Raw genomic sequence first — 22,883 nt, forward strand, 5'->3', positions numbered from 1 at the left:
CTTGCCCGGCGGGATGAGGGGCTCGACCAGCGCCCACAACTCGTCGGGTACCAGCCGTCGTGACAACTCGTCCATCACGCCATGATCTTGCCCGCACCTCCGTCAAGATCCAAGTGAGACACGCTCTCAGACGTCGACGGCACCGAAGAAGGTAGTCAGGTGACGCGGGAGTCGCGCCGGAACTGTGCCGGCGGTGTGTTCAGTTCCCGGCGGAACGCGCGGCTGAAGGCCGCGACCGACGTGTATCCGCTTTCGGCGGCTATGTGCTCGACGGTGTCGTCGCTGTCGCGGAGACGGCGTGCCGCGAGGTGCATCCGCCAGCGCGTGAGGTAGGTGGCGGGACCGTCGCCGGTCGCTGCTTCGAACCGCCGGTTGAGCGTCGTTCGCGACACGGCTGCTTCCTTCGCGAGCGTGGCGGCGGTCCAGGCGCGGGACGGGTCGCGGTGAATCGCTGCCACAGCGGCGACGACGGCGGGGTCGCGGAGGGCGCGCCACAGGCTTGATTCACATTCCGTCTTGCCGTTCGCCCAGGATCGCAGCGCGCAGGCCAGGAGTACGTCGACGAGCCGATCGATGATGATCCGGGAACCCGCGCCGGGCTCGGTCAGCTCGAGGTCGAGCAAGTGCATGGTCGTCACCGTGCGCGCGTCGGTGGCTTCGGCGCGAATGTGGATCACATCAGGGAGCTGGTGAAGCCACGGCAGTGGCGCGATCATGTCGCGGGAATAGGACGTGGCGATCAGCTGGACGGTGGCGTCGCCGGTGCCGAGCCTCATGAAGTCACCGCTGTGCTGCGCCTCGGCGACGGCCCGGCCGTCGCACATCGCGGCCTCGGCGGACGGGGAGGAGGCGATGACGTGCGCGACACCGGAGGTGAGCAGCAGGACGTCGCCCGCGGCGAACGGACGTATGCCGTCTTCCCGGGTGAGGAGCACTCCTTCCCCGGAGACGACACCGTAGAGCGCGGCGTCCGTCCACTCGGGTCGCATCATGCCCCAGTCGCCGCCCGCGACGATACGCAGTCCCGAGCTCGCCGTGATGCCGGACGCGGCGAGCACTTCGGACAGGACGTCCATGCGCTCCACCCTAGAGCGAATGGGTCAAACGGACAAGTTAGCGCTCCATTGTGTCATTGTTCGGCCCAGATCTGCTGTCTAGGCTCGTGGTAGCAGGTTCACGGCCAACTGGCGAAAGGCACAACGAATGAGTGACACTGACGTGGCTGAAGGTCCGCTACCGGTCGACATCGCGACCTCGACCGGCCCGGTCGCCCTGGTGGGTCAAGCCCGGGTCCTCCCAGGGAAGGAAGCCGAGTTCGAAGGGCTGATCCGCTCGATCCTGCCGAAGATCCGGCAGGAGGACGGGAACGTCCACTACACGGTCAACCGCTCGCACGAGGACGCCTCGACCTATCTCATCTACGAGGAATGGGAGAACGGAGCTTCGATCGTGAAGCACGTTCAGCAGCCGTTCATGGTCGAGTACTTCGGGCAGGTACCCGGACTCATGGCGCCCGGCGCCGACGCGCCCGGATGGAGCTCGCCCCTCTGAACGCGCCCTTGCCGGCTCGGGCCGTGGTCGGCCCGGGCCGGGCTCCGGACGCCGAAGAGCACTACCGCACCGCGTTGGCGGCCACCGGGAAAGTGGCCGGCCGCTACGCCGCGGCGCGCGCCCACGACGGCTTGGCGCACTTGCGGGCCGAGGCTGGTGACCGTCCGGCGGCTCGTCGGCTCTGGCTGGACGTGCTGGACACCTACGCCGCCCTCGGCGTCGCCGAAGCCGGCCACGTACGCGACAGGCTGGTCGATTAGGGGGCTCAGCCGCGCAGGGCGCTGCCGGCCTGCCAGGCGCTCCAGCTGATCGCCCAGTCCCCGTGGCCGTTGTTGATGGACAGCTGCGGGCCGCCAGAGTTGGTGATCTCGACGACGTCGCCGGCGTTGAAGTTGTCGAAGAACCACTTGGCGTTCTCGGTGTTCATGTTGAGGCAGCCGTTGGAGACGTTGTCGCTGCCCTGCACGCCGACCGTCTTCAGGTTCTCGTGCAGGTATTCGCCGTCGTTGGAGATCCGGACGTCCCAGTTCTCCGGCGCCTTGTAGTAGCCGGGGTCGCCCTCGCACACGCCGTAGCTGCAGGAGTCCATGATCGTGTGGTCCACCTTCGACAGCACGGTGTGCGTGCCGTTGAACGTCGGCGTCGGGCCACGCGGCGGGGTGTCGACAGTCTTGCCCATGCTGGTCGGCGCGGTCTTCACCAGCTGCCCGTTGTGGAACGCCTTGATCTGGTGCGTCTTGCCGTCCGCCTTGGCGACCCAGGAGTCGTGCACCTTGTAGGTGGCCGAGACGTCCTGGCCGCCGTACACGCCGCCCCCGATCGGCATCCCGAAGGTCGTGGTCTCGAGCTTCACGGTCGAGCCGGCCTTCCAGTACTCCTGGGGCCGGAAGTGCACTTCGCGCTTGCTCACCCAGTACCAGCCGCCGCCCTGGGCGGGCGAGGACGTCACCTTGAAGGACTTCTCCGCCGTGGCCTTGTCGGTGATGGCGTGGTCGAACTTCAGCCCGAGGATCAGGCCGACGCCGATATCGCCCGACGCCGGCTGGAAGAGCGAGGCGGTGGCGACCCCGGACGGCTTGAGGGTGTGCACTTCCCCGCGCTGCTCGCTCGTTGCACCCGCCTGGTTCACCGCGGTGGCGACCGCTTGGTAGGTGGCCCCGTACCGCAGGTTGTCCGCGCTGGTCCAGGTGGTCTTGTCCGGCGACAGGGTGCCCTTGACGGCGTTGCCGGTCTGCGGGTTCGTGACCGTGACCGCCTGTAACGTGCCGCCCGACGCCTTGACGACGATCGGGTCCTTCGGGCTCAGCTGGTCCCCGCCCTCGAACGCCACCGTCGCGGCCGGCATCCCGGGCACCTTCGCCGTCCCGCCCACTCCGACCGCTCCGACCGGTTGCGCGGTCCCCTCGGTCTCGGTCTGTCCACTACACGCGGCCAACAGCAGGGCCACCAGGCCGAGCCCGGCGATGCGGATCACTCTCACGATCCATCAGACGTTCGATCCCGCTGCAAGTTGCGTCACGATCCGGTCTCTCGAGGACGGCTCATCGCCATGTGACGCGCTCGAGCGCGGCCGGTTCGCGGGGAAGTGCCCGCGGGCCTCGACCGCGGGGCGCCTGTGGCGATTGCTCCGAGGTGGCAGCCGTGCGGGCCCGCCACCTCCGGCAGGGCCCGCACGGCCTCGGACGAGCTGCAAGGGCTCACTCGACGCGGTCGGTCTCGGCGGGCGCGTCGTCGCTGTCGGGCAGGTGCAGGTCGCTCACGCTGATGTTGACCTCGACCACCTCGAGGCCGGTCATGCGTTCGACGGCGGTGATGACGGTGCGGCGGATCGAGCGGGCCACGTCGGCGATGGCGGCGCCGTAGTCGACCACGATCTGCAGATCGACCGCGGCCTGCTTCTCGCCGACCTCTACCGAGACACCCTGCCCGGCCGAGGCGGTCGCACCCGGGATCCGCTCCCGCAAGGCGCCGAACGCCCGTGCCGCGCCGCCGCCGAGGTCGTGCACGCCGGGGATTTCGCGGGTCGCGAGCCCGGCGATCTTCTGCACCACGACCTCCGCGATCGTGGTCGAGCCCGGCGCGCCGGTGTCGTTCTTCGCGACCTCCGTTGACGCGTTGCGGGACGTGGTCGACGTGTCGGTCATGGTCGTCATCGTGTCTCCCTCGGTCGTTCCGGGCCCGGTTTGTTCCGGACCTTCCAGGTGTTCATCGAAACGACCCGGCGCAGAGGAAAGCCGCACGCCCCGAACGGGTGGTGATGATCACCTGCGTGGGTGCGTGACCGTTCCGAGCGCGGTCGTGTCGGGGACGGTGGATGCATTCCGCGTCCGCGGTTCGACCCGTGAAAAGGAGATCTTCATGTCGATGGGTGACAAGATCGGTGCGAAGGCCGACAACCTGGGCGGCAAGGCCAAGGAAGCCGCCGGCTCGGTGACCGGTGACGACTCGCTGCGCGAGGAGGGGCGTGCCGATCAGGCCAAGGCCGGGATCAAGGAAGCCGTCGCGAACGTCAAGGACGCCGTCGGTGACGCCGCCGACAAGGTGAAGAACGTGCTCAAGAAGGACTGACCGCGGCGACGTCGACCGCGGGCACGGCGATCGGGACTCGGGTTTCCGTGCCTGCGGTCGACCACGCGTGAATCGTTGACATGCGCCGTTCCGCGAGCCGGCTGCATGTCGATTTGTGGTTCGGAACTGTCCAAAGATCGGTGTTTCCGGCCCGACACGCCAGGCCGGGGCCGGCGAGAGGGGCGCTGTGAGTGACACGGTCCGAGTCGAGCGCCGCGAAGACTTCGAGGTTTGGACAGTTACCGCGTGGCCGGCGCCTCGATCCTGCTCGGGCACCTCGGTCGTGGCCGGCGACGACGCTGGGAAGCGCGGACGGCGGTTTGCGGCGCTCGCATGGCAAACACTTTCCGCGATAGTGGATCGCCGTCGTGATCGGTTGCTGACCGTGGACGTCTCTGGCCGAGCCCGTCAGCGTGCGGTGAAGACGAGGCCCAGCTTGTCGACCTCGGCGCCGGATCGGCCGTGGAAGCCGGCGATCTGCCAGCCCGCCGGTGCGGTGTAGGTGGTGCAGTCCGACGTCGTCGTTCCGCCTTCGAGGGTTTTCCCGGAGTTGGTGGTGAATCGGGCGTAGAAGAGCCGGGCGTGCCCGTTGTAGCTGCCTCGGCACAGATAGGCAGTCGTGGCGTATTCGCCGGCCGCCAGCGTCAACGACTTCGCGGTGCCGCCACTGCCGCCGTGGTTCAGTGTTGTGCCGTCGGTCAGGGTGAGGCCTACCTGGTCGACCCGGGAACCGGTGCGGATGGTCAGTGCGGTCGCGCGCCCGCCGGCGGGAACCCGGCCCAGATCGGTGTAGTAGTCGCCGTGTGGTCCGCCGAACTGATCGCTGAGCTGGTAGCCGGGGTTGCGGGTCCAGCTGAAGCGGACTGTGATCGGGTCGTGGTCGGACAGCATGGTTCCGGCGGAGTCGAGGAATTTCCCGTGCTCGTTGTTGTAGAACGTCGCGCCGAGGTTCACCAGCCGGTTGCCCCGGTAAAGCACCTTGTCGACGACTTCGCAGTCGTTGGTGACCGCGTTCTCGTCGCACACCAGGGCGTCGCTCCCGGCGGCCGGGGGCACGCCGCCCCGCTGAAGCTGCACCCAGGCGTCGGTAAGCCCGTTGCGGGAGGCGAAGTCCCGGATGGTGTCGGCTGCGCGGGTGTAGCGGGTGTTGGTGTCGCCCATGACCAGTACGGCGTTGCCCGCCGAGTGGCCGGCGATGAAGGACGACAGCTGGTTGAGGTTGTCCGCGCGGGAGGCCAGGTCGCCGGCGGAGGTGCCGGCGTTGGTGTGCACGTTGTAAGCGTCGACGTACACCCCTGCGGCCAGCCGCAGCCGCATGAAGGTGAAGCCCTTGGGGGTCAGGCAGTCGCCGGAGTCGAGCTGGCAGGAGTTCCACCGGACGCGTTCGAAGTCGTCGGAGTCGTAGGGCAACGAAGACATGGAGTTCAGGCCGCTGCCGATCCCCGCGCTGCCGCTGGTGGGCGTCCGGTAGGGGTGGCTGTCGGCAGCGTAGAGGTTGGCGTGGTAGTTGAAGTCTTCTTGGACATGGACGAAGTCGTAGGAACCGAGCCGCTCGCCGATGGTGGTGGTGCTCGACGCGCGCGGGGTGGGCGCGCTCGAGATTCCTTCTGGGAGGCCGGCGACGTTGTACGACAGGACGGAAAGCGTCCCGGAGTCGGTGCCCGCGGCTTCGGAGGTGCCGGTGAGCACGCACGAGGTGATCGCGACCGCTGTCAAGGCGGCGAGGGTTCTGCGCATGACGGACCCTTCTGCTGATCATGGAGGGCGGGGGGAGTGCTGAGCCCGGCACACTGTGCCACAGTGGAGGCGCTATCGCGAACATTTCTCATGTTTGACGATTGTTAACGTGAACAGTGCGTGCCACGCGGTCCGTCTTTGCTTCTGTCGTGCAAGCTTCCGGCTTTGAATCCTTCCGTCGGGCAGTTCGCGCCACCTGATCTCCCCGACCGCCATCGGATCTCATGTCTCGGACACGACGAATAGGCCCTGAGCCCGAGCCGGGTGCAGCGCTTCGGATCACGCTCGTCTACGACATCCCGCACGACATCCAGGTCAAACGGCAGTACAAAGTGGACTCCTTCCCGCAGGAGAAGCACAACCCGCTCACCGACCACGACGATGCATCAACCGAAACAAGACCTGCAACGCCTGACAACAGAGGATCCGTCGGCGAGGCGCCGTCTCGCCGACGGATTCTCCTTCTCGTCGACGTTCGCTCGCCGTAGGACGGGTGAGAAGCACCGCGCCCCCGGATCATTTCGGTGATGGCGATCGCACGTGGGCAATCGCGGCCGTGACGGCCGCGGCGAACTCCGCGGGGCGGACGACCGGAGCGTCGTGGTCGGCCGGTAGTTCGAACGACCGGGCTTCGAGCTGGTCGGCGAGCTGCTGCTGGGTGCGGGGGTGGCAGACCGTGTCGTGAGTCGTGATCACGACCGCCGCGGGTATCCGGCGGAGTCCGGCGACCCGGTGGCGCAGGTCGTATCTGCTGACCGCGCGTCCGGTCGCGAAGACCCCGCTGACCGGAGTGCGAGCCAGCTCGCCGCGGAGCCACGGCCACATCGCGGCGAGATCCGGTGACGTCCGGCGGCTCAAGCCGAAGTAGCGGGCGGAAATCGAGGAACCGATCCCGAGCCGGGCCAGCGGTGTCGTGGCGGTGAGGACACGCCACACCGTCCGGTCGCGGAGCGTCTGACGGTAGTTCAGCGCGGTGGCGGCCAAGACCAGCCCGGCGACCCGGTCCGGATGGGAGAGCGCGAGGTGCAGGGCGACAGGACCGCCCAGGGAGTACCCGGACACGATGACCTTGCCGATACCGAGCAGATCGAGCAGGGCCAGGGCGTCCGCGGCAAGGTCTTCGATTTCGAACGGACGGTCGGCGGGCAGTCCGCGTCCGTGTCCTCGCTGGTCGTAGCCCAGGAAGCCGATTCGGTCCGCGACGAACCTGGACATCACGCCGAAGTAGTTGACGTCCAGCGACCAGGACCAGCCGTGCAGCAGGAGCACCGGTGGATCGATCGCGTCGGCGGGTCGATGATCGCGCACGAACAGCTCGCCTCGTCCGGGCAAGGTGATCAGCCGGCCTGGTGGGAGCGATGGCGCCGCGGTCCGGCCGCTCGCCGGGGTGCGGGCCGGTCTGAGGGCGGCGAAAAGCCGCTGCCGCATGGCGCGGACCTCGTCGTCCATGTCCGAATAGTTACTGACAGAGGGTCAATAGTCAACCGTCGGCGGGGCGTCGGCGGCACGCCTCCCTGCCGGCTCCCGTGGGGGATGGTGAGCCGTCGGGTGCAGCGGTAGAGCGCACCCGGTTCTGTCCCGGTCCACTGTGGTGAGTGCCAAGTCGTTGGTGTCGCGGATTGATCGCGAGCGCGGCTCGCTTGTCGTGGCTCAGCGGCTACGAGTCCAAGCGTTATCTTTTCGTTGTTTTTGGCGATTCGATAGCCCGACCATCTTGTTGGCCCATTGTCAACTAGTCCGGGTGGCGCTCTGTGATGATCCGAACACCCCAGGGATCCGTGAACGGCTATCACCACGGGTCGGCCGGCGTCCGATGATCGCCGGATCCGCTGTAACGCCGGCGCGCTCGCCTCGGATGCCTACCTGCGATGACTGTGCCATCATCGGGAACCTCGGATTTCCCGCATAGCCCACCTGTAAATCCCACACCCGCTGTCCCGCCGACGACGTCAGCGTTGACCGCTTCGCGCGCGATTCGTGCTGCCACAGAGGTTTTCACGGCGATCACCGGCCGGCAGCCGGAGGGCGTGACGGGAGCGCGACCTACTGCCGACCGGGGCTGGTCCGTGCTCATCGACGTCGTCGAGCTGGAACGAATACCCGCCACCACGAGCGTCATCGGCACCTACCGGGTCGATGTCGACAGTACCGGCGAACTCGTCTCCTACGAACGAATTCGCCGGTTTACCCGCGGTACCACCGATCTGTAGTGAAGAGCAGGAGTTGTTCCGGGTGGACAGTCAGTCGAGTTCGCTTGCCGATGTGCTGGAACGTGTGCTGGACAAGGGTGTGGTCATCGTCGGTGACATCGCGGTGAACGTCGTCGACATCGAGCTCCTCACCTTGCGGCTCAGGCTCTTCATCGCCTCCGCGCAGACGGCGCGCGAGATGGGGATGGACTGGTGGACGAACGATCCCTTCTTCTCGCCCGGCGCGGCAAACGCGAAGACCCTGCAGGCCGACGCTCCGCCGGCCGGTGAGCTGGATGAACTCCGTTCCCGGGTGAAGCAACTCGAGACAGCGCTGCAGGTGGCCACCTCGGTCGCGACGAATGAACCGGTCGGTCGGAGGGAGGGCTTGTGACTGCCGCGGCGGAGTTCGATCCGGAAGTGACGGCACTGGCTCGGCGCCACGCCCCGCAGGTGTGGGAAGCTGCCTTGCAGGCAGCCAAGAGCGCGGCTGTCGAAGTGCTCACGCGTCGGCTGACCGAGGCGATCTTGACCAGCGCCACCGGTCCGCGGGCCACGGAGGCTCCGGAGCCGGTCGTCCCGGACCCTGGTCCGGGCCTCTGTGCTTATGCCATTACCTGGTCGCACGCCGAGGTGCCGGAAACCCTCGCCGAGATCGACGCCACACCGGCAGTGCGCCTGCTGGCGCACGAAGAACTCGCGGTCGTGGTTGCCCGGGTCGACGTCGGTGTGTTCGCCGATCTGGACAAGGAGGCCGGTCCGCCGGACAGCGTTGATCCCGGCAGCCGGCTCGCCGTGCTCGCCCGGCAGCACGACGCAGTGGTCCGTGCGGTGTTCGAGGGATACCCGGTACTGCCCCTCAGGTTCGGCACCGTCGTTCGCGACGACCGGGCGGCGGTTCTTCTGCTCGAAGATCATCGGGCCGACGTGTCGGAATGGCTCTCGAGGATCGACGGCCACCGCGAGTGGGGAGTGCGGGTCGCCCTGCCGGAGCCGGCACCGGCCCGGAAGCCTCCGCCGGCCGGAATCTCGGGTACCGACTACCTGACCGCACGGGCTCGGCAGCTGAACGGAGATCAGGAGGTGCAAACGCTTGCGCGCAGTGTGGTGAGCACCCTGCACGAGTCGCTCAGCCGCTGCTCGGCCGATGCCGCTCGACGGGAGCGGCTGCCGGCTTTCTTCGATGCCTCCTACCTGGTCCGGCAGGACCAGGAAGAGACTTTCCGGGCCTTGGTCCGGCGCGTCGAAGGCGACCTCGCGGCCGTCGGCGCGACCCTGCGAAGCACTGGCCCTTGGCCGCCGTACTCGTTCACCCCGCCGCAGCTGGTGGTCGGGTCGTGAACGATCTTCCCGCGCTTGCCCCCGATGATGGCGCGCTGACGAGCCTGGTGGATTTGCTGGACCGCGTGGTGACCCGCGGCGCCGTGGTGAACGGCGACGTGATCATCACGTTGGCCGGCATCGACCTGATCCGGCTCGATCTGCGCCTGTTGCTCGCCGCCGTCGACGAGATCGCGGAGTAGGAGAGGACTGCCGTGGGCGCACCGAGACGGATGAGTGCCGACACCGGGCAAGGACTCGGACGGGTCGTCCTCGCGATCCTCGAGGTCGTCGCGGAACTGCTCGAGCGGCAGGCACTGCGGCGGATGGCGGCCGGAAGCTTGTCCGCCGCCGAGGTCGAGCGGTTGGGGCAGGGCCTGCTGTCCTTGCGGCGTCAGTTCGAAGAACTCCGCGCCGTCCTGGACGTACCGGAGCGCACAGCAGACGCGACACGATCCGACCAACCCGAGAGGATTCAGCCATGAGCGCTCCCGCGCCCACCGCCGGTGGTCTTGCCGAGGCCCTGAACATCCTGCTGGACAAGGGACTCGTCATCGAAGCGACGATCCGGGTCTCGGTGATCGGCATCGAGATCCTGACCATCGAGGCCAAGATCGTCATCGCCAGTGTCGATACGTACATCCGGTACCTCGAGGCGATGCAGCGCATCGAGGCGCAACGGCAGGCCCTCCCGCCGGGCACCGTGCCCGCGCCGGGCACTCAAGGGATCGCCGGTACCTACGGCCTGCTCCCGGTGGCGGCCCCCATTCCGGCCGGCTTCGCCCAGCCGGCGGTCGTCACGCCGGGATTCGTCCAGGCCGCCTCAGCGCCCTCGGGGGCCGGCGAAGGTGAACGATGAGACTGAACCTGCACGGTGTCGTCCGGGCCGGGCATCCGCTGCCCGGCCCGGCTCGGTCCGACGCCGCCAGGCTCGTCGTCTGGGAAGATCTCGCGCTGGTGGTCAGCGCGCGGCCGGCGGACCGGGACGTGACTGCGCACGACGCCACGCAGCATCTCCTGACGCTGTCCGCACTGGTGCGCCACGGGCCAGTGGTCCCGTTGCGCTGGGGGACGGTCGCCGCCGACGACGAGTCGGCCCGGACTGAGGTCCTCCGTCCTCTCGCGCACCACCTGCGGGCCGAGCTCGACCGGCTGGACGGATTCGTCGAAGCGCACGTGTACTTGCGGTTCGACGAGGAGACGGCGTTGCAGGCCGTTGCGGATGATCCGGCGAGGCCGAGAAGCCGCGGCGGCAGCGGCCTGACCGATCGGATCAAAGCGGGCGAAGCGATCGCACGAAGTGTCGTGGCCTGGCGGCAAGTGCGGTCCGACGAGTTGCTGGGGCCGGCCATGCGGTGCGCGGAAGAGGTCCGAGCTCTCGAGGAGCAGGAGCACCTGGAAGAACGCCGGGCCCTTCTGGTGCGACGGGAAGATGTGCCCACCGTGCAGGAGATGATCGGCTCGATCGCGGTGGACGGCGTGGACTGCAGGTTCGTCGGCCCGCTCCCGGCATTCACTTTCTTGCGAGCTGTGTCGAAGGCGCCGAACGATCGCGGCCAAGAGTCGCGGTGGGGCTGGTAGGCGCCACCTTCACTCGAGGAGAGGGTTCGCAGCGTCGGTGCCAGGTGAAATATTCGCGCGGGAGGCTCACACCGGGGTCTGAGTCACCGAGGCGGAGCTTTCGCGGACGAGGAACTGCGGGAGCAGGCGGAACTGCTCGGCAGAACCTCCGCCGATCCTCGCCAGAAGGGCGTGGAGCGCCCGTTTGCCGAGTTCGGCGAAGTCTTGGCGCACCGTGGTCAGCGAGGGTGTTGCGTACGCTGCCTCAGGTACGTCGTCGAATCCGACGACGTGAATGTCGCGCGGGACAGCAATGCCGGATTCGGTGAAGGCGCGAATCACGCCGAAGGCCATCTGGTCGTTCGCCACGAAAACGGCGTCGAGGTCCCGTTCGTGCGCGAGCAGTGAACCCGCGACATATCCGGAGTGGGAACTCCAGTCTCCGCGAAGCAGCGGCGGTTGCTGCACCAGGTGCTTGGCCAGCGTGTCTTGCCAGCCGCGCTGACGAGCGTATGAATCCACATTGCACTCCGGTCCGCCGACGTGCCACACAGTGCGATGACCGAGACGCAAAAGGTGCTCGGTGGCCATCCGGGCGCCCTCGTACTGGTCGACGAACACCCGGGATTGCGCCACGTCACCGCTGCCACCGAGCAAAACGACCGGCATCGTCGTCGGCAGGCCGGCTGAGGCTTCGTCCGCCCGGAGGTGCCGGGCGATGACCACGATGCCGTCGAGCGGCCGGGAAGTCAGCCGCAGGACCGCGTCGGTGAACGAGTTGCGGGAGGCCGGCGCCACGGTCACGACCGTCGTGGTGAACCCGCTGTCGTGCGCTGCTTCTTCCACCGCTGTGAGAGCGGCCACCGGCCCGTAGTGGCGGGAGTTCGGGACGATGACTCCCAGATTTGCTCCGGCCGAGGCCGGTCCGGCTGTGCGCAAGGGGGCCGCTGTGATCGTCGGTCTCGGCACTTGTCGGCACCTCGGTGCTTCTCGGGGGTCGCTGACCGCGGAATGCGTTGCCGTGGTTGAAACTTTTCACGCTCGGCTGCAAGTTAGGCGGCGAGGCGGTGCTCGGTCAATCGCCCATCCGGACGTGCTCTCAGCGGCTCGGGCTCACCCGACCCACGCTCTCGGGTACGCCGGCGCGGGTGCTCCGGCACCACGGTGACGAGCTGCTGTACCGATCAGGAAACACCTACGACCTCACCGTGGGGAGTGCACCTGGCCGGTCGGACCGGCGTCGCGCTCGACGGGACCAGCGAATCTTCGCTGCCCAGCGCACTGCGAGCCCGCCGCGTCCACAAGGGACCAGGCCAATGACCAGGTGGCCGAGGATCTCCTGCGCATGCCCGGCCGACCGGTCTCAGCCGCCTGAGTGGGGTTCGCGCGCTGGGTCGGCTCTTCGACGTCCGGGTGGGCCGCGAACTGACCGTCGGTTGCTGCGTCATCCATTCGCTGACACCGCGCTCCTCGGCGACCGGCACCTCGTCGTGCAGGACGCTCGACCTCAACCCCGCCGGCGCTCGGCGTCGCCTGCTCGGCCGGGTGAGCGATCGGATGCGCTGCGAGCAAGCGCCCGCACCCGTTCTTGCTGTGTCATGCGGGAACAGCCGTGACCACGATGTTGTCCCGGTAGCTCCTGGCTGCGCGGTCGAAGGATCCGCCGCAGGTGAACAGCGTGACGCGGGGGCTGCCGGTGGTGGCGAAGTACGGCTGCAGGTCGATCTTGTCCTTGGGTATCTGCTCGCGGGCCACGACGACGTACGAGCGGGTCACGCCATCCTCGCCGGTGAGCGACAATGCCGACCCCGGGTCGAGCTCACGCAACCGGAATAACGCACCAGGCCCGGCGGCGGCACTGTCCACGTGACCGCCGATCACGAGCGAGCCCGCCGGGCTGTCCAGCGCCGGTCCGAACCGGTACCAGCCGACGGTGTCGACGCTCGGCGGGACGGAGAAGGCGCCGGCCTGGTCGACCCCGGCCGGCGTGACCTTCGCCGTGACGCCGATCCGGGGGATCGTCAGGCGCACCGGCCGGATGATGGGTCTCTCGGTTGTCGTTCGGGCCGACCCGGTGGGCGGCACCACGGGCTTCGCCGGCTCCTCCAGCCTTGCGACGATCGGGGCCGGGCCGCCGGGCGGGTCCGCCGAGGTGCCCAGCAGAGTTCCGGCCACGATCGCCAGAATGCCTGTGGTGATGAGCGCGACGGCCGCGAGACGGTGCGTCCCCGCGAACTGCCGGGGCGCACCGCCGCGTCGATCCCGGTTCACCGGGACCGGTTCTCCGCACGCCGCCGGAACAGCAGGAGGACACCGAGGAGCACGAGCACAACGCCGCTCACGGACAGGGCCGTCCACCAGGTGCCGGCGTCGTCGGCGGCCAGCCCGCCGGTGCCGGTCGGCATCGAGGAGGGAGCACCACCCAGCTCCTTGATCGTCTGTGCGGCGAGCGCGAGCGTCTTGGCGTCGGCCGAGCCGATCGCGTAGACGATGGTCGAGGTCCCCGCCGCTAGGTCCAGGTCCTTCGGGCCGAGCACCACGGTGCTGGTCCCGGCGAGCGTCACATCGGCGCTCACCGTCCCCGCAGGCAGGTCGGCCATCGCTTCCTTCGGGTTGGTCAGTCCGGGGAACACCGGCTTGCCTCCTGCCCGGATGTCCACCGCGGGGGCGGCGGCGGTGTGCCGGACCACGAGCCGGGCCTTGCCCGCGGCGATCATCGAGGTGTCGTTGGCAAACGCGGTCAGCGCCGGCTTGCCGCCGGTGTCGAGGTGGGCGACCAGGCTGAGGTCCTTGCCACCCGGGACCGCGAGGCTCTTGTTCTCGAGAATCGCGTTGGTCGCCGGCTCGCCCGGTTTGGTCAGCGCGACGTCGTAGGTGCCGGCGGCCAGGCTGAGCGGCCCGGCGACGGCGGCCGGTTGGAAGTTGTCGAGTGTCTTCTTGCCGTTGACGTAGACATCGACCGGCTGGCCGGGAATGCCGTGCACCACCGACACCATCGACTCGTCGGCCGCCGCCGCCACCCCGGGCAGAGCGACCGGCAGCGTGGCCGCAATCCCGGCCGAGGCCAGCAGGGCGAGTGAACGCAGAGGGGATTTCATCAACTGCTCCTTCGAAGCCGGCGTTCCGGATGCTTGTCGATTCGTCCGAAACCACCCGGCCGGATGCAGGGGAGTGAATCTTCTTCTCGTGCGCCCTCCCGCGACGCGCATCCACGACACGCTCGGTCGACGTATCGTCTCAGCCGGCACTGTTGCCTCCTGCCTGCCACAACCGACCGGAGAGCCGACGATGCTGATGACCGACGGTGTCGCCTCGCCGCCGCCTGCGGCTATGGTGTCGTCCGTGTCCGAAGATGCCGCGCCGAGTGGCACAGCCGACGATCTCGCCTGGCGGTTCGCCGCGGGCGAGCCGGAGACGCTGCGTGCGGCATTCGACCGGCACGGACCCGCGGTGCAGCGGCTGGCCAGGGCGAGCCTGCGTGATCCAGCCGACGTGGACGACGTCGTGCAGGCGACCTTCGTTTCCGCGTGGAGCGGCCGGCAGACCTACGACCCGGAGAAAGCGGGATTGCTGGCGTGGTTGCTGGGGATCGCGCGGCGTCGCATCGTCGACCTGCTTCGGGCGCGCGGTCGCCAGCAGCGGGACAGCGATGCGGCCGCCGCCGTCGCACCGGCGGAGGAGACCATCGCCGACTCGCCGGAACGCGTGCTGGACCGGCTGGTCGTCGCCGAGGGGCTGACCCGGTTACCGGACTCGCAGCGAAAGGTCCTCCAGCTGGCCTTCTACGCTGACCTGACCCACACTCAGATAGCCGAGCAAACCGGATTGCCGCTGGGCACGGTGAAGAGCCACCTCCGCCGCGGAATGCAGAACCTGCGATCCCAGCTCGACCGCACCCCGGAGGAGGTGAACGATGTCGCACCCGGATCCCGATCGGCTCGTACTGCTAGCCCTTGACGAACAACGGCCCGGTCTGGCGGACACCGCCCACCTCGACAGCTGCGCCGACTGCCGTGACGAGATCGAGTCGCTACGTGCCGTCGCGGGGCTCGGCCGTGAGACGGTGACAGAGACTTCGTTGCCGCCGGTGCGGGAAGCCGTCTGGGAACGGATCGCCGCCGAAACCGGTCAGGGTAGTCGCCCGCCGTCGAACGAGGTCAGTGGGCAAGTTCTGCCCCTTCACCGCCCGGGTGGTGAAGAGGCGGACGGCCGCCGGTTGCCACGCGGAGTGCGCTATGCGGTCGTCGCGGCTGCTGCCGCGGCGATCGGCGTGGCCGGCACCTTGATCGTCCTCAACCTCGGCGGCGAGACCGACCGGGTTGTCGCGCAGGCCCAGCTGAAGCCCCAGGCTTCCGCTCCGGCCGGCGCGACCGGCCGGGTCAGCATCGTCGACACGGGAACGGGTTCGTTGCGGCTCAAGGTCCAGCTGACCGGCATGCCGGCTCCCGCCGGGCTGTACGAGATCTGGCTCTACGACGGCCGCAAGACGATGATTCCCCTCGGAGTGACCGCAGGTACCGAAGCCGATGTCTCCCTGCCTCCGAACCTGGCCTTGAGCAGCTATCCGGTCGTCGACGTTTCCGTGCAGGAGCTCGGTCAGCAGGAGCACGGCGTCAGCATGCTGCAGGGAAAACTCGGCACCTGACGGAGCGAATCGCTCACTTCGTGATCGAAAGCCGCGGTGCTCTGGCCTGGCCGGCTTCACTGCCGGCGTTCGAGGCTGGTTCGTCTGGCAAGCCGCTGTTGCGCCGTTTCGGGAAAGGACAGCGGGCCTGTGGAGATTCGGCCGGCCTGGCTGCATCCGTTCGGGTTGCTCCTCGCGTATCCCTCGTGTCCAGGAATCACGAGAACGGAGTCATCATGCGCCTTCGCATGCTCGGGGTGTCCATCGCCGCGGCCGCGGCGATGGCCGGTGTCGTCGCGGCGCCCGCCCAGGCGGCTCAGCCCGCCATCGCGTCGTCCCACACCGTCTCGCATCACAGCTGGCACTACTTCGGCAAGGGCCGGACCGACCTCACGCTGGATGCCGCCGCGGCGAAGGCGCTCACGTCGCTCGGCGTCAAGGTGTCGCCGGTCTTCGCCAAGGTCAGCCATCCCGGCGGCAAGACCGTGTTCGGCTTCACCATCGTCGGCAACCCGAACGACGGCACGATCGAGCACGTGGGTGGTTTGCTGTTGCGCGCGGGAGGTAAGTGTCTTTACCTGACCAGCTACACCATCGACCTGAAGCGGGGAGTGCTCAGCGGGAAGATCAACTTCGGGGCGCGCGCCGACCTGTTCACGATCGGCGCGGCGACGTCCGACGGCGTTGCCCTGGCTCTGACCGCGCCGGCGGCGGCGTTGCTGAACAAGACGTTCGGCGTTACCGCGTTCACCAAAGGCTTGGTCATCGGCTACGGCAACCCGATGATCCGCAAGTAGCGCTCCGCCGGAGGCGGCCGAACAGGAGCGGCCGCCTCCGGCGGTCCTTCGGAACCGTGGTGCACGCCGAGGTGCGTCTCGGTTTCGGTCGTGCTCATGATCGCGACGGCCGACGTTGATGACTGGTTCACGTGCATTTCCGCGAAGCGGAAATGCCGGTGTACGCGGGGCTCACGTCGCGCTCCGGCCGCGGAGCGCGACGTCGAGCTCGGCCAGGCCGGCGGCAGTGCGGATGCTCGGCGGTCGAGGCACCCGATGCGATGGTCGTCCTCACGCAAGGCAACGACGAAACGGGCGACGTCCTCGGGTAGCGGGACGATCGTGGGGCCGCCGAGATAGCGGACGGTGATGAGGTCTTCGCCGGAGTGGGTTTCGATGGCGGCGGCCCAGCCGTGGATCTCGTCCCACAGCAGGGCGACGTCGCGACCGGGATAGCCGGGCAGGTGTTCGTCGAGGGCGATGTAGGCGGAGACCGGGCTGTCGTGGTCGATTGTGCAGGATTCCAGGCCGATGCCCAGTGCCGTGGTGACGTCGGCGAGGTAAGCCCACAGCGCGGCGAGAGCGGGGTGTTGGTGGCCGGTCGGGACGTGCAGCGATGCGGTCACGGGTGAAGGTGCCTTTCGGGACACGGTGGTGCCCGCGCAGGACCGGCTCGGGGTGGCCGGTCCTGCGCGGCGGTCAGGCCTGGATTTCCTTCCGATCGCCGGCGCCGGTGACCTCGATGCGCCGGGGTTTGGCCTTCTCGGCGATCGGGATGCGCAGCGTCAGCACCCCGGCGTCGTAGTCGGCGGCGATGCGGGCGGTGTCGAGGGTGTCGCCGAGGAACAGCTGGCGGGAGAACACGCCCAGCGGCCGCTCGGTGACGTGGATCTGGACATCGTCGCCGCCGGGTGCGGGCCGTCGTTCGGCCTTGACGGTGAGGACGTTGCGTTCGATGTCGAGCTCGATGGCGTCGGGGGAGACGCCGGGAAGGTCGAAGCAGACGACGAATTCGTCGCCGTCGCGGTAGGCGTCCATCGGCATCGCGGCGGGCTTGGACCAGGTTCCGGGGGTCGCGGTGCCGAGCATCTGCTGGGCGAAGCGGTCCAGCTCACGGAACGGGTCGGTGCGCATCAACATGGTTCCACCTCCTGGGGTCGTTGATCTGGTGTCAACACGCCCCACTGTTCTAACATGTCATCCAGTGGATGACAACTGCTAAGTCGTCGATAGGGTGACAGATGACGGATGTGGACCTGATCCGGACGATGCAGGGGGTGCAGGAGGTGGTGCTCGCGGCGCAGAGCGGCCCGGTGTCCGCCGATCGGATCCTGGCGTCGCTCGCGGCGCTGCGGTCCCTGCGTGAACAGCTCGGCGCGTGGGAGCCGGAACTGATCGCGGCCGCACGCGACGGTGGCGCCAGCTGGGCGGCGCTCGCTCCCGCGCTGGGCGTGGCCAGCCGGCAGGCCGCAGAACGCCGGTTCCTCCGGCTGCGACCCTCGGCGACGGGCGAGGAGACCGGGGAAGCCCGGGTCCACGCCGAGCGTGACCGGCGCGCGGGTGATCGCGCGGTCGCCGACTGGGCGCGACGCAACTCCGCGGTGCTGCGGCAACTGGCCGGTCAGGTCAGTGCGCTGGACGGCCTCGACGCCGTGGCTCGGGAGAGCGCCGACCGGCTCGGCGCGGCGCTGGGCGATGACGACGTCACCGGTCTGCTGCCACCGATGGCTGCGGTCCGCGCGCACCTGGCACGCGATCACGCGGGCTTGGCCGACCGGCTCGACGCCGTCAGCGAGCACACCGAACGGTTGCGCCGCGGCGCGGCCGGGCAGCGCCGCGAGCGCGGTCGCTGACCGCCCTGGGCGGCCGGCGTGGGTTGGGGGCGCGTCGGCGTGGGTTCGCCGACTGGTTCCCGCAGTTCTCAGTGGGGTGTGCTCATGCGAGTGGAACCGAACGCCGAGGACATGCCTGTCGTCGGCGCCCTGCTCTACTGGTGCTGGACGAATCGGTGTCGAACGTGGTGCGCCACGGCGCACCGCCGGCCCAGGTCCGCCTCGCCTACGACCTCGGTTGCCTGCGGATCGAAGTGACCGATGCCAGTCGCAGCGCGGCTGAACTGCGGCAGCCGGACTTTGGTGGATGCCTGCAGGAACTCGACGCCGCGAACCGTCCCCAGGGAGAGAAGCTCAGCGAGACGCGGATCCGCATCCGATGTCCGGCGTCACGCCGAGCTCACTTGACCGTCCCTCAGCGTCGGCTGCTCCAGGCGGCGAGCTCCTTCTCCCACGACTTGTTGTCGGTGGTCTCCATGAACTCCTTGCGGTCGATCAGCAGGTAGATCTCATCCGCCGTGGTTTCCAGGATCAACGGTTTGCCCTTGTCGAGCAGCCCGCCGATGAACCGGCCGTACAGCTCGGTGAACTCTCGCCGGACCGAAGTGACGTCGCCGCTGCGCAGGGTCAGGTCCTGGCCGCCGGCCCAGCCGTGCAGGGTGAGCGTGTCCCCGTCGAACCGGATTTCGCCGCGCCGCCGGAACAACGCCTTCTGGCTCACTCCGCCGGCGACCTTGTCCGCCGCGGTGGTGGTCGCGAGTTCCGCTGCGGTCGCGGCCACGTATTCGCCTGACTTCACGTGATACCCCTCCTCGAAACTCCGCGGGGGGAACCGCGGAATCTGCTCGCCTACCGGAAGAGTAGGGGCTTCGGCGGTACTCAGGCGTCAGTCCGACGAGCGACTCCGACTCGTTCTCAAGGATGACCGCACGTTCACCGGGAACCCCGCATCGTTTCGACGTGCGGCCGCTTCGGACGACAGCCACCGTCCACTTCGGATGCTTGCCGGCGATGCGCGTCGGCGACATCGTCCTCGACAGGGCGGCGAGCTTCGGATCAAGCCTCCAGCGGGAGCTGACGAAAATCGCTGACACCGAGGGCGACGTGCGCCGAGGCGTCCGCGCGACTGTCTGCTTGCGTCGGCTGGGCCGTCCGGACGGCGCGTCGCGTCGTCTCAGGACGCGATGGCGAACTCCGTGGTCGCTTGTGCGAGTTCCGTGAGGAACCGGGCACGGTCGAAGCCCTCGTGTTCGGCTGTGCCCGGCGGCGGCGTGTTCATGAAGCTGAAGTGACCGGCTCCCGGCACGATGCGAAGGTCGACCTGGGCCGACGCGTTCTTCAAGTTGACGGCCTGCTCGACGGGCGTGACGGTGTCCAGCTCTCCCGCGTAGACGAGCGTGGGCGCTTTCACCGCGTCCAAGGCGCCCGGAGCGGCGAACCAGCCGGCAGCGGGCGCGTACAAGACAAGACGGCCGACGCGTGGCTCTCGTGGGACGTCCATGGGCCTGCCGTCCCGCCCCCAAGGCGTCGCACCGGCGAGACAAAGACCCGCCCATCCGCCGATCGAGTGGCCGACCACGACAACAGCCGCGTCCGGAGAGGCCCATCGGTGTAGTGCCTCGACCAACCCGGCCGGGCGGGCAAGCAGCTCGGCGGTGGTCGCCTCCCGCGCGACGAGACGCTCGAAACGAGGTGCGATGACCTGGCAGTCATGGGCTGCCAAGTGCTCCAGGACGGGCCGGTAACGCTCCGGATCGCCCCCTGCGCCGGCAGCGAAGAGGACGACACGCTCATGGTCGGCGGGACCAAGTGTCAATGCCTGCATCTCACTCCTCTACCGAAGCGCCGTTCCCTCGAGGACGGAGCCGCGGATCTTGCCGCGCTCTTCGTGATCCCACGTTGGCGCGCCGCAGATCTCGGTACGCGAACGGCGCGTCGCGCCAGCAGGAGCAACGGTTCTGACACGGCGTTGGCTCCCGAAGCACCCCGGACAGCCGGTCCAGGCCCGCGACCCGGAGGTGGCGGGCCGGAGTGGAGAAGGAGCGTAGCTGTGCTCGCCACCGGGCGGCACCGCGATCCGGTCGACGGTGTCGCCTTTCGATGGTTCGGGCGGCTACCGGCTCGCGCGGCGCCTGGCGGGCCGGATCGTGTGCCTGCTGGGCTGACTGGGCACTTGGCCGGGTGCCGGGTCGGCCCAGTCGTCCGACGGCCCGGCCGTGGAGTGGGGTGGCTCGAGGAACAAGCTCTGGTAGCGGTCGTTCTGTGCCGTGGGGCGAAGCTGGGGCCGGGATTGCTGAGCGAGAGGGTGGCTGAACAGCGAACCGTCTGTTGTGTGAGTACTGATGGATAGTCCTTTCGAGAAGATTGATAGATGTAGGCTCGGCGGCCGCGGTGTCCCGGCCAAGCCGGAAGTGGTGCGTCGACGGTGCGCCTCGACCGTCTGTTTTCGGCGTGTGAGCAGTGGACGGCGGGAATACCGGTAGGCGCCGCACCGTCGATGCTCTCGTCTTCGATCGCTGACAGCTGATCGACCCGGTCTCCGAGGACAGCGTGAGCCGGCCATCTGCGTATCGAATGTCCTGGAGCCGACTCCAGTGTACCTCTGCGCGAATCCGATGACTCCGGAGGCAGGGGAACTGGGGCCGGCCTCCGAGGCCGGAGGGCGCCCCGGCCTGGTGGGCATGGAGTTTTCGCTGTCTGTCGGCACGCCGGATCCGTGTGCTCGGAGGCGGGCAGGTCCAACTCCGTCGCGGCGACCGTGGGCGTTACGTCCACCCTGCGTCGGTCTGGTTCGGTGGATCTCGCGGATGGCCGCGGCGACGAGGTAGGGGCTCGGCGGCAAACGGGGGGCGTTCTGCCGCCGAGCCGACTGTCGGTGATCGGGACGGTCGGGGGGCGTGCCGGACCGATCACCTCAGCAGAGAACGAGAGGGACTGCTGCCTGCACTATGACGCCTGAGGCTGGAGATCACCGAGACAGGTGACGCGCAGGTGCCGGCGACGCTGCGTGCTCGAGCGCACCCCGCCGATGCCGACGGCCGGCTGCAGGGCGTGGCCGGCCTCGCGAAGAACCACGCTGATGCCGGCAAACCGGTGAGCTGAGCTGATCGTCCACGGAGGACGGTCAATGGGTGGTCGCTCGCAGTGCCGCGGCGGCGGCGGACCGGACCGCCGGGTGCGGGTCGGCCAAGGCGTCGGCGAGGAGGGAACGCAGGCCGTCAGGGGTGGTTCGGCCCAGAGCGGTCGCGGCGTTGGCCCGGACGCGTGGCCTGGGGTCGCGTAGTGCCTCGGTCAACAGCGGGAGCGTCTTCTCGTGGGTGATCCGCCCGAGTGCCGCGGCGGCGCGGGAGCGGACCAGCTCGTCCTCGTCCTTGAGCGCGTTGGTCAGCGTCCACATGGAGGCGGGGTCGGCTCGTTGGCCGATGATCCAGACGATGACGCGGCGGACGAGCGGGTCGGGATCGTGGCCGGGCAGGTAGTGCCCCGTGCCGATGCGGGCGAGGATTCGTCCGGCGAGCTTGCGGACACGCCGCTCGTCGGTGGCCAGCAGCACCTGCACCACAGTGGGCGCGACCGAGTCGTCGGCCAGGCGAACCAGGCCGGTGAGGGCGGTGTGGACGTGCCGGCTGTCGCAGGCGGCGGTCAACCGGCCGAGAGCGCGGTGATCGCCGTGCTTGGCCAGTACCCGGAAGGCCCGGGCCCGGACCACGGGGTGGACGTCGTCGGTGGCTTTGAGGGCGGCGGAAATCGCCAACGGGCCGCCGATCCGGTTCAGTGCCAGCAGGGCGCTCGTGCGAACGTAGGACGAACTGTGGTCGAGCAGCGGCACGATCGCCGGCGCGGCCTCCAGCGCTTCGAGCTTGCCCAGCGCTTCCACCACGGGCAACGCTTGGGTGCCGTCGGATTCGCGCAGGATGTCGATGAGCGGGCCGGTCGCCTCGGCGACGCGAAGGTTGCCGAGGACTTCCGCGGCCGCGAAGCGGCCCGGGCGGCGGTGGCGGACGTGCTCGATCAGTACCGGCGCGACCCGCGGGTCGCCGGCCCGGCTCAGTGCGCGGGTGATGTCGTGTACGGCGCTGGGATGGACCTGCCCCAGTGCGTCGGCCAGGACGTCCAGCCGCCTCGGGTCGCTGGTCTCGGCGATGCGCTGGGCGGCGTAGCGGCTGATCCAGGCCCGATCGGGGTCCGTCTCGTTCAGCAGCGTGACCAGCTGGTCGAACACCTCGTCCGAGGACTGTGCGGTGAGGCCTTTCAGGGCGGCCCCCACGACGGTGGGGGCGGGGTCGGACAGGGCCTGCACGAGGATGGGCTGATGGGCGGGATCGTTGCCGGAGCCGAGGGCTTCGACCGCGATGGCGCGGATCATGCTGTTCGGGTGGGCCGCGAGGGTGGTCAGCCAGGCCGGCCCGGCCGGTTCGGACAGAACCGTGTACACGTGCCGGTAGAGCGCTTTGTGCGCGTCGACGCGTGCCGTCGGCCATTCTTCCGGCTTGATCGGTTCGAGGTCGACCAGCCGGGCGACCAGCGCGTCCCCGATGGCGGTGTCCGAATCCCGATGTTCGTGCATGACTTTCAGTATGCCCGGCCGCACCAACGAGATTCGCCCACCGGATCGGCACGAGAGCGGCGCAGCAGCGGACCGGCCCGGTCTGCGGTGCCGACCGCGTAGTTCAGCGGGCGCGGCGCTCATGAGCGCTTCCGACAAGGGATCGAGCCGATATCCGCT

At 68.8% G+C, this 22,883-nt stretch carries 27 protein-coding genes; 14 read left to right on the plus strand and 13 right to left on the minus strand.

The window, feature by feature from the left end; translation table 11 throughout:
* Positions 1-155 precede the first annotated feature (155 nt).
* Positions 156-1,076 (minus strand): AraC family transcriptional regulator, encoded by a 921-nt coding sequence (locus ACLJQZ_RS43070; RefSeq protein WP_410626906.1) that lies wholly within the window; start codon positions 1,074-1,076, stop codon positions 156-158.
* A gap of 142 nt (positions 1,077-1,218) precedes the next feature.
* Here ACLJQZ_RS43070 and ACLJQZ_RS43075 point away from each other — a divergent pair, with 142 nt between their 5' ends.
* Together ACLJQZ_RS43075 and ACLJQZ_RS43080 are read left to right on the plus strand one after the other, a co-directional pair.
* The gene (locus ACLJQZ_RS43075) at positions 1,219-1,551 is read left to right on the plus strand and encodes a putative quinol monooxygenase (protein WP_410626908.1); all 333 of its coding nucleotides are present in this window, start codon (positions 1,219-1,221) and stop codon (positions 1,549-1,551) included.
* On the plus strand, positions 1,533-1,811 hold the full coding sequence (locus tag ACLJQZ_RS43080; RefSeq protein WP_410626910.1) for a hypothetical protein: 279 nt from the start codon (positions 1,533-1,535) through the stop codon (positions 1,809-1,811). The genes ACLJQZ_RS43075 and ACLJQZ_RS43080 overlap by 19 nt, the downstream gene beginning before the upstream one ends.
* A gap of 5 nt (positions 1,812-1,816) precedes the next feature.
* Here ACLJQZ_RS43080 and ACLJQZ_RS43085 read toward each other — a convergent pair whose 3' ends face one another.
* Complete coding sequence (locus ACLJQZ_RS43085) at positions 1,817-3,025, minus strand: Ig-like domain-containing protein (RefSeq protein WP_410626911.1); 1,209 nt, start codon at positions 3,023-3,025, stop codon at positions 1,817-1,819.
* A gap of 223 nt (positions 3,026-3,248) precedes the next feature.
* Positions 3,249-3,695: an Asp23/Gls24 family envelope stress response protein gene (locus tag ACLJQZ_RS43090; RefSeq protein ID WP_410627050.1), complete on the minus strand. Its 447-nt coding sequence runs from the start codon at positions 3,693-3,695 to the stop codon at positions 3,249-3,251.
* Between the two features lie 214 nt (positions 3,696-3,909).
* Here ACLJQZ_RS43090 and ACLJQZ_RS43095 point away from each other — a divergent pair, with 214 nt between their 5' ends.
* Positions 3,910-4,119, plus strand: a complete 210-nt coding sequence (locus ACLJQZ_RS43095; protein ID WP_410626913.1) for a CsbD family protein — start codon at positions 3,910-3,912, stop codon at positions 4,117-4,119.
* Positions 4,120-4,527: 408 nt separating this feature from the next.
* Here ACLJQZ_RS43095 and ACLJQZ_RS43100 read toward each other — a convergent pair whose 3' ends face one another.
* Both ACLJQZ_RS43100 and ACLJQZ_RS43105 read right to left on the minus strand, forming a co-directional pair.
* Complete coding sequence (locus ACLJQZ_RS43100) at positions 4,528-5,856, minus strand: jacalin-like lectin (protein WP_410626915.1); 1,329 nt, start codon at positions 5,854-5,856, stop codon at positions 4,528-4,530.
* Between the two features lie 516 nt (positions 5,857-6,372).
* Complete coding sequence (locus ACLJQZ_RS43105; RefSeq protein WP_410626916.1) at positions 6,373-7,305, minus strand: alpha/beta fold hydrolase; 933 nt, start codon at positions 7,303-7,305, stop codon at positions 6,373-6,375.
* Between the two features lie 506 nt (positions 7,306-7,811).
* On the opposite strand from ACLJQZ_RS43105, the gene gvpO reads away from it, so the two are divergent.
* From gvpO to ACLJQZ_RS43140, 7 genes are read left to right on the plus strand one after another with little or no spacing between them, the layout of a single operon-like run.
* Positions 7,812-8,066: a gas vesicle protein GvpO gene (gvpO, locus tag ACLJQZ_RS43110; RefSeq protein WP_410626918.1), complete on the plus strand. Its 255-nt coding sequence runs from the start codon at positions 7,812-7,814 to the stop codon at positions 8,064-8,066.
* Between the two features lie 22 nt (positions 8,067-8,088).
* Positions 8,089-8,439 (plus strand): gas vesicle protein, encoded by a 351-nt coding sequence (locus tag ACLJQZ_RS43115; protein ID WP_410626920.1) that lies wholly within the window; start codon positions 8,089-8,091, stop codon positions 8,437-8,439.
* Positions 8,436-9,386 (plus strand): GvpL/GvpF family gas vesicle protein, encoded by a 951-nt coding sequence (locus ACLJQZ_RS43120; protein ID WP_410626921.1) that lies wholly within the window; start codon positions 8,436-8,438, stop codon positions 9,384-9,386. Before ACLJQZ_RS43115 ends, ACLJQZ_RS43120 begins: the two co-directional genes overlap by 4 nt.
* Positions 9,383-9,568 (plus strand): gas vesicle protein GvpJ, encoded by a 186-nt coding sequence (gene gvpJ, locus ACLJQZ_RS43125; RefSeq protein ID WP_410626922.1) that lies wholly within the window; start codon positions 9,383-9,385, stop codon positions 9,566-9,568. The genes ACLJQZ_RS43120 and gvpJ (ACLJQZ_RS43125) overlap by 4 nt, the downstream gene beginning before the upstream one ends.
* 30 nt (positions 9,569-9,598) lie before the next feature.
* Positions 9,599-9,850: a gas vesicle protein K gene (locus ACLJQZ_RS43130; protein WP_410626923.1), complete on the plus strand. Its 252-nt coding sequence runs from the start codon at positions 9,599-9,601 to the stop codon at positions 9,848-9,850.
* Positions 9,847-10,224 (plus strand): gas vesicle protein GvpJ, encoded by a 378-nt coding sequence (gvpJ, locus tag ACLJQZ_RS43135; RefSeq protein ID WP_410626925.1) that lies wholly within the window; start codon positions 9,847-9,849, stop codon positions 10,222-10,224. Before ACLJQZ_RS43130 ends, gvpJ (ACLJQZ_RS43135) begins: the two co-directional genes overlap by 4 nt.
* Positions 10,221-10,946: a GvpL/GvpF family gas vesicle protein gene (locus ACLJQZ_RS43140; protein ID WP_410626927.1), complete on the plus strand. Its 726-nt coding sequence runs from the start codon at positions 10,221-10,223 to the stop codon at positions 10,944-10,946. Before gvpJ (ACLJQZ_RS43135) ends, ACLJQZ_RS43140 begins: the two co-directional genes overlap by 4 nt.
* 66 nt (positions 10,947-11,012) lie before the next feature.
* Here ACLJQZ_RS43140 and ACLJQZ_RS43145 read toward each other — a convergent pair whose 3' ends face one another.
* The 3 genes from ACLJQZ_RS43145 to ACLJQZ_RS43155 all read right to left on the minus strand — a co-directional run bounded on the left by ACLJQZ_RS43145 (position 11,013) and on the right by ACLJQZ_RS43155 (position 14,023).
* A complete protein-coding gene (locus ACLJQZ_RS43145; RefSeq protein ID WP_410626928.1) occupies positions 11,013-11,894 on the minus strand; it encodes a substrate-binding domain-containing protein in 882 nt (293 codons plus the stop codon).
* Positions 11,895-12,521: 627 nt separating this feature from the next.
* Positions 12,522-12,956: a class F sortase gene (locus tag ACLJQZ_RS43150; RefSeq protein ID WP_410626930.1), complete on the minus strand. Its 435-nt coding sequence runs from the start codon at positions 12,954-12,956 to the stop codon at positions 12,522-12,524.
* A gap of 236 nt (positions 12,957-13,192) precedes the next feature.
* Positions 13,193-14,023, minus strand: a complete 831-nt coding sequence (locus ACLJQZ_RS43155) for a DUF4397 domain-containing protein (RefSeq protein WP_410626932.1) — start codon at positions 14,021-14,023, stop codon at positions 13,193-13,195.
* 190 nt (positions 14,024-14,213) lie between these two features.
* Between ACLJQZ_RS43155 and ACLJQZ_RS43160 the strand changes: the two genes are divergently transcribed.
* The 3 genes from ACLJQZ_RS43160 to ACLJQZ_RS43170 all read left to right on the plus strand — a co-directional run bounded on the left by ACLJQZ_RS43160 (position 14,214) and on the right by ACLJQZ_RS43170 (position 16,346).
* Complete coding sequence (locus tag ACLJQZ_RS43160) at positions 14,214-14,882, plus strand: RNA polymerase sigma factor (RefSeq protein WP_410626934.1); 669 nt, start codon at positions 14,214-14,216, stop codon at positions 14,880-14,882.
* A complete protein-coding gene (locus tag ACLJQZ_RS43165) occupies positions 14,839-15,570 on the plus strand; it encodes an anti-sigma factor domain-containing protein (RefSeq protein ID WP_410626936.1) in 732 nt (243 codons plus the stop codon). The genes ACLJQZ_RS43160 and ACLJQZ_RS43165 overlap by 44 nt, the downstream gene beginning before the upstream one ends.
* A gap of 215 nt (positions 15,571-15,785) precedes the next feature.
* Entirely contained in the window at positions 15,786-16,346 is a 561-nt protein-coding gene (locus tag ACLJQZ_RS43170) for a hypothetical protein (RefSeq protein WP_410626937.1), read from the plus strand.
* Here ACLJQZ_RS43170 and ACLJQZ_RS43175 read toward each other — a convergent pair.
* A complete protein-coding gene (locus ACLJQZ_RS43175; RefSeq protein WP_410626939.1) occupies positions 16,319-16,951 on the minus strand; it encodes a DUF6292 family protein in 633 nt (210 codons plus the stop codon). The genes ACLJQZ_RS43170 and ACLJQZ_RS43175 overlap by 28 nt on opposite strands.
* Before the next feature lie 73 nt (positions 16,952-17,024).
* Positions 17,025-17,465, minus strand: coding sequence for an Hsp20/alpha crystallin family protein (locus ACLJQZ_RS43180; RefSeq protein WP_410626941.1), 441 nt, complete (start codon positions 17,463-17,465; stop codon positions 17,025-17,027).
* 101 nt (positions 17,466-17,566) lie between these two features.
* Between ACLJQZ_RS43180 and ACLJQZ_RS43185 the strand changes: the two genes are divergently transcribed.
* Positions 17,567-18,178 (plus strand): HSP18 transcriptional regulator, encoded by a 612-nt coding sequence (locus tag ACLJQZ_RS43185; RefSeq protein WP_410626942.1) that lies wholly within the window; start codon positions 17,567-17,569, stop codon positions 18,176-18,178.
* 394 nt (positions 18,179-18,572) lie between these two features.
* Here ACLJQZ_RS43185 and ACLJQZ_RS43190 read toward each other — a convergent pair whose 3' ends face one another.
* From ACLJQZ_RS43190 to ACLJQZ_RS43200, 3 genes are all read right to left on the minus strand, one after another.
* Complete coding sequence (locus ACLJQZ_RS43190; RefSeq protein WP_410626944.1) at positions 18,573-18,956, minus strand: hypothetical protein; 384 nt, start codon at positions 18,954-18,956, stop codon at positions 18,573-18,575.
* Positions 18,957-19,331: 375 nt separating this feature from the next.
* Positions 19,332-19,982, minus strand: coding sequence for an alpha/beta hydrolase family protein (locus tag ACLJQZ_RS43195; protein WP_410626945.1), 651 nt, complete (start codon positions 19,980-19,982; stop codon positions 19,332-19,334).
* A 1,299-nt stretch (positions 19,983-21,281) separates the two neighbouring features.
* Positions 21,282-22,724 (minus strand): HEAT repeat domain-containing protein, encoded by a 1,443-nt coding sequence (locus ACLJQZ_RS43200; RefSeq protein ID WP_410626947.1) that lies wholly within the window; start codon positions 22,722-22,724, stop codon positions 21,282-21,284.
* Positions 22,725-22,883 lie beyond the last annotated feature (159 nt).

The sequence above is a fragment of the Amycolatopsis sp. cmx-8-4 genome, from assembly GCF_046548675.1.
GTDB lineage: Bacteria > Actinomycetota > Actinomycetes > Mycobacteriales > Pseudonocardiaceae > Amycolatopsis.